The sequence below is a fragment of the Micromonospora echinofusca genome (assembly GCF_017614955.1).
Taxonomy (GTDB): Bacteria; Actinomycetota; Actinomycetes; order Mycobacteriales; family Micromonosporaceae; genus Micromonospora; species Micromonospora echinofusca_A.
In genome coordinates, this window is sequence record NZ_WVUH01000429.1 from 1 (window position 1) to 5,180 (window position 5,180).

The window sequence follows — 5,180 nt, forward strand, 5'->3', positions numbered from 1 at the left end:
GGGTGCGGGGGCGGCTGCGTCACGCGGACAGTGTTACAGGTTGCCGCGTCGTTCCTGCTCCCGCTCGATCGCCTCGAACAGGGCCTTGAAGTTGCCCTTGCCGAAACCGAGCGAGCCGTGCCGTTCGATCAGCTCGAAGAAGACCGTCGGCCGGTCCTGCACCGGCTTGGTGAAGATCTGGAGCAGGTAGCCGTCCTCGTCCCGGTCGACCAGGATCTTGCGGGACTTCAGCTCCTCGATCGGCACCCGGACGTTGCCGATCCGGGCGCGCAGCTCCGGGTCGTCGTAGTACGAGTCCGGGGTGTCCAGGAACTCCACCCCGGCGGCCCGCATGGCGTCCACGCTGGCCAGGATGTCGTTGGTGGCCAGCGCGATGTGCTGGGCGCCCGGCCCCTGGTAGAACTCCAGGTACTCGTCGATCTGCGACTTCTTCCGGGCCACCGCCGGCTCGTTGAGCGGGAACTTCACCTTGCGGGTGCCGCTCGCCACCACCTTCGACATCAGCGCGGAGTAGTCGGTGGCGATGTCGTCGCCGATGAACTCGGCCATGTTGGTGAAGCCCATGACCCGGCGGTAGAACTCCACCCACTCGTCCATCCGGCCCAGCTCCACGTTGCCGACGACGTGGTCGACCGCCTGGAAGAAGCGCTTCGGTTGCACCCCGGCGTCGATCATCGGCTGCCGGTCCACGATCGGGGCGCGGGACACGAAACCGGGTAGGAACGGCCCGGTGTAGCGGGACCGGTCGATCAGCGAGTGCCGGGTGTCGCCGTACGCGGCGATCGAGGCCATCCGGACGGTGCCGTGCTCGTCGGTCACGTCGTGCGGCTCGACCAGGCCGGTGGCGCCCTCGGCGAGCGCGTGCCGGTACGCCGCGTCGACGTCCGGTACCTCCAGGGCGATGTCGCACACCCCGTCGCTGTGCCTGGCCACGTGGTCGGCGCCGGGTGCGTCCGGCCGGACCGCGCCGGTCAGCACGAACCGGGCGGAACCGCTGGTCAGTACGTACTCGGCGTGGTCGCGGTAGCCCTGCTCCGGGCCCCGGTACGCGACGCAGGTCATGCCGAACGCGGTCGAGTAGTAGTGGGCGGCCTGCTTGGCGTTGCCGACCAGGAACGCGACGTGGTCCAGACCCTTCACCGGGAACGGGTCGGCGGAGATGTCGTGGTTGACCGCCCCGATGAGCCGGTCGAGGTCGACCTCCTCGGTCGACGTGGGTCGGTCGATCGCCTGGGTCATGCTGCACTCCCTTCCGTGTCGGCCGGCCTCGTGGGCCACCGTGACATGGTCCTGTGCCGAAGCATCGCGGCCCGTCGTGAGCTGGGCAACTCTCTCGTCGGATGCTGGTCAGGTTGCGCATTCGGTACGGTGTCCGGTCATGACTGCTGTGCAGACTGTCCAGCTCGACGAACTGGACGCCAGCCTGATCGAACTGCTGGCCGAGGAACCCCGGATCGGGGTACTGGAATGCTCCCGCCGCCTCCAGGTGGCCCGGGGCACCGTGCAGGCCCGGCTGGACAAGCTGGTCGCCCGGGGCGTGATCGCCGGCTTCGGGCCGCAGGTCGTACCGGCGGCGATCGGCTTCACGGTGACGTCGTTCATCACCCTGGAGATCAGCCAGCGGCACGGACACGACCGGGTGACCGCCCACCTGGCGGCGATCCCGGAGGTGCTGGAGGCGCACACCATCACCGGGTCCAGCGACCTGCTCTGCCGGATCGTGGCCCGGTCGAACACCGACCTCCAACGGGTGATCGACCAGATCGTCTCGTACGAGGGGATCGCCCGGGCCTCCACGCTGATCGCGCTCGCCGAGCAGATCCCGTACCGGGTTCTGCCGCTGGTCCGCTCCGCCGTACCGGTCGACTGACCGGCCCGTCGGGACAGGAAGCGGGGGCGACACGGCGGAGAGGTGGTGTGTGTCCGCCCCGGACCTGGCTACGGTGTTCCGGTGGCGAAGGGGACCCGCTGGCTCGTGCTCGTGCTGGCCGTCGTGGTCGCACTGGCCGCCACCGGGGTGTGGAACCCGTTCCCGACCGCCTGGGACTGGGTGAACCGGCCGACCCCGCTCAGTGAACCGGACGTGCTCTGGCAGCAGCGGATCGGCGGTACCCCGCGCAGCGTGACCATTGCCGGGCAGAGCGTGATCATCGAGCAGCGTACCCGGGTCGAGTCGCGCAGCCTCGCCACCGGTACCCAGCTCTGGGAACGCAAGGCCGACTGGGCGGCGGTCGCCGGGGGCCCGTCCGACGCCGTCGTCGCCGTGGGCAAGCTCCTGGTCAAGGGGTACGAGGTGCTCGACCCCGCCACCGGGGCGGTCCGTCGGCGGGACACCAGGGCGGTGGCCGTCTGGACGTACCGCAACGGGATCCTCGACGCCCGCTGCACCGAGGCGACCGACTGCACCCTGACCGCCTGGGACCCGCGCGGCAGCACCCCCCGCTGGACGGCCTACCTGCCCGGCGTGCAGAGCGGCTTCCTGGCCGACAACCCGGAGGTACGCGGTACCCGGCGGCTCACCGCCGACCGGATCGACCCGGGCGCCGCCGGTCCGGAGCAGATGCCGGCGCTGATCGGGTTCCCGGCCGACGGCAAGGTGCAGATCGTCGACACCGCCACCGGCCGGGTGGTGCAGGACGTGCAGCCCGGCCGCCAGGAGCGGCTGGTGGTGGTCGGCGGCCGGCTGCTGCGGATCGAGGCCCGTTCGGCGGACGGCACCTGCTACTTCACCTTCGTCGCCCGGGACCCGGCGAACGGCGTGGAGGTGTGGCGGCGTACCGGCATCAACCCGAGGACCGCCGACGGCGCCGGCTGCGCCCAGCGCGAGGATCCCCAGGGCGGACGGAACGTGCTCGTCGGGGTCGGGTCGGACGGGCGGGAGACGGTGCTCGACGCGTACGACGGTCGGCTGCTCTGGGTCGGCCGGGACGGCGAGAGGCTGCTCGCCGTGGACGACCGGTACGGGCTGGTCCGGGCCGGGGACAAACGCTCCGTGGCGAGCCGGGACCTGGCCACCGGACGGGACCGGTGGCGCCGGCCGGCCAGCGACAAGGTGGGCGCCGCGCTGACCCCGTACGCCGCCGTGCTGGCCGACGAGAAACCCGACCGGCTGGTCGCCCTGCACCCGCGTACCGGCGCCGAACTGGTGAACCTGCGGACCAAGGCGGACGCCCTCGCGGTGGGCCCGGAGGGCATGGTCATCGGGGAGGGCCGGGACATCGGGTACGTCCGGTTCGGTGCCCCGGGCGGTCCGGCTCCGTCACCGGACGCCGCACCCGGCGACGGCCCCGCGCCCGGCGACGGACCGGGTGGTACCGGGCCGACCTGCGGTGGGCCCAAGCAGGAGATCTGCCCGCCGCGCGACGGCGGCAAGGACAACTGAGCGCGGTGGTCGGCGGCCCCGGGCCGCCGGGTGAGAGAGGTGTCCCACGACCCACCCGGCGGGTGGGACCGGACGGCCCGTCTGCCCTAGGCTTGCCGCTCATGAGCAGTGCCGCCGAGTTCGCCTACGCCCCCCTGCTGCCGGTCGGTGCCGACCACACCGAGTATCGCCTGATCACAGACGAGGGCGTCGATGTCGTGGACGGTCCCGGAGGTCGGCGGTTCCTCACCGTCGATCCGGCCGCGCTGACCGCGCTGACCGCCGAGGCGATGCACGACATCGCGCACTACCTGCGCCCCGCGCACCTCGCCCAGCTCCGGTCGATCATCGACGACCCGGCGGCGTCGCCGAACGACCGCTTCGTCGCCCTCGACCTGCTCCGCAACGCGAACATCGCCGCCGGTGGCGTGCTGCCGATGTGCCAGGACACCGGTACGGCGATCGTGATGGGCAAGCGGGGCCGGCACGTACTCACCGACGGCACCGACCACGAGGCGATCTCGCGGGGCGTCTTCCAGGCGTACACCCGGCTGAACCTGCGGTACTCGCAGCTCGCCCCGCTCACCATGTGGGAGGAGCGGAACACCGGCAGCAACCTCCCGGCGCAGGTGGAGATCTACGCCGAGGACCCGGACGGGCACGCCGACGCGTACAAGTTCCTCTTCATGGCCAAGGGCGGTGGCTCGGCCAACAAGTCGTACCTCTACCAGGAGACCAAGGCGCTGCTGAACCCGACGCGGATGATGCAGTTCCTGGAGGAGAAGCTGCGGCTGATCGGTACCTCCGCCTGTCCGCCGTACCACCTGGCCATCGTCATCGGCGGCACCTCCGCGGAGTACGCGCTGAAGACCGCCAAGTACGCCAGCGCGAAGTACCTGGACGCGCTGCCCACCTCCGGCTCGATGACCGCGCACGGCTTCCGGGACCTGGAGCTGGAGGCCGAGGTGCTGGAGTTGACCCGCAACTTCGGCATCGGCGCGCAGTTCGGTGGGCGCTACTTCTGCCACGACGTACGCGTCGTCCGGCTGCCCCGGCACGGCGCGTCCTGCCCGGTGGCCATCGCGGTCTCCTGCTCGGCGGACCGGCAGGCGGTCGCCAAGATCACCCCGTCGGGCGTCTGGCTGGAACGGCTCGAAACCGACCCGGCCCGCTTCCTGCCCGAGGTCACCGACGAGACCCTGGCCACCGAGGAGGTGGTCCGGGTCGACCTGAACCGGCCGATGGACGAGATCCGGGCCGAGCTGTCCAAGTACCCGGTGAAGACCCGGCTGTCGCTGACCGGCCCGCTGGTGGTGGCCCGGGACATCGCCCACGCCAAGATCGCCGAGCGGTTGGACGCGGGTGAGCCGATGCCGCAGTACCTGCGGGACCACGCCGTCTACTACGCCGGCCCGGCGAAGACCCCGGAGGGGTACGCCTCCGGCTCGTTCGGTCCGACCACCGCCGGCCGGATGGACGCGTACGTGGAGAAGTTCCAGGCCGCCGGGGGCTCCCAGGTCATGCTCGCCAAGGGCAACCGGTCGGCCCAGGTGACCCGTTCCTGCCAGCAGCACGGCGGTTTCTACCTCGGCTCGATCGGTGGTCCGGCCGCCCGGCTCGCCCAGGACTGCATCAAGCACGTCGAGGTCCTGGAGTACCCGGAACTCGGCATGGAGGCGGTCTGGAAGATCGAGGTCGAGGACTTCCCGGCCTTCATCGTCGTCGACGACAAGGGCAACGACTTCTTCGCCGAGGTCACCAAGCCGGTCCTCACCGTCGGCCGCCGATAGCGGGTGACCTGAACCGCCCCGCCCCGCCC

The 5,180-nt window shown here is 71.2% G+C and carries 4 protein-coding genes; 3 read left to right on the plus strand and 1 reads right to left on the minus strand.

Features of this window, described 5'->3' with window-relative positions:
• Positions 1 to 33: 33 nt before the first annotated feature.
• Positions 34 to 1,239, minus strand: a complete 1,206-nt coding sequence (gene hppD / locus GSF22_RS30190; RefSeq protein ID WP_208817315.1) for a 4-hydroxyphenylpyruvate dioxygenase — start codon at positions 1,237 to 1,239, stop codon at positions 34 to 36.
• A 139-nt stretch (positions 1,240 to 1,378) separates the two neighbouring features.
• Between hppD and GSF22_RS30195 the strand changes: the two genes are divergently transcribed.
• The 3 genes from GSF22_RS30195 to GSF22_RS30205 all read left to right on the plus strand — a co-directional run bounded on the left by GSF22_RS30195 (position 1,379) and on the right by GSF22_RS30205 (position 5,151).
• A complete protein-coding gene (locus tag GSF22_RS30195; RefSeq protein ID WP_208817316.1) occupies positions 1,379 to 1,870 on the plus strand; it encodes an Lrp/AsnC family transcriptional regulator in 492 nt (163 codons plus the stop codon).
• Positions 1,871 to 1,951: 81 nt separating this feature from the next.
• Complete coding sequence (locus GSF22_RS30200; RefSeq protein WP_208817317.1) at positions 1,952 to 3,382, plus strand: outer membrane protein assembly factor BamB family protein; 1,431 nt, start codon at positions 1,952 to 1,954, stop codon at positions 3,380 to 3,382.
• Between the two features lie 101 nt (positions 3,383 to 3,483).
• The gene (locus GSF22_RS30205) at positions 3,484 to 5,151 is read left to right on the plus strand and encodes a fumarate hydratase (protein ID WP_208817318.1); all 1,668 of its coding nucleotides are present in this window, start codon (positions 3,484 to 3,486) and stop codon (positions 5,149 to 5,151) included.
• Positions 5,152 to 5,180: the final 29 nt, after the last annotated feature.

Coding starts and splice junctions, on each gene's coding strand:
- hppD (WP_208817315.1), bottom strand. CDS start 1,239: ATGACCCAGGCGATCGACCGACCCACGTCGACCGAGGAGGTCGACCTC.
- GSF22_RS30195 (WP_208817316.1), top strand. CDS start 1,379: ATGACTGCTGTGCAGACTGTCCAGCTCGACGAACTGGACGCCAGCCTG.
- GSF22_RS30205 (WP_208817318.1), top strand. CDS start 3,484: ATGAGCAGTGCCGCCGAGTTCGCCTACGCCCCCCTGCTGCCGGTCGGT.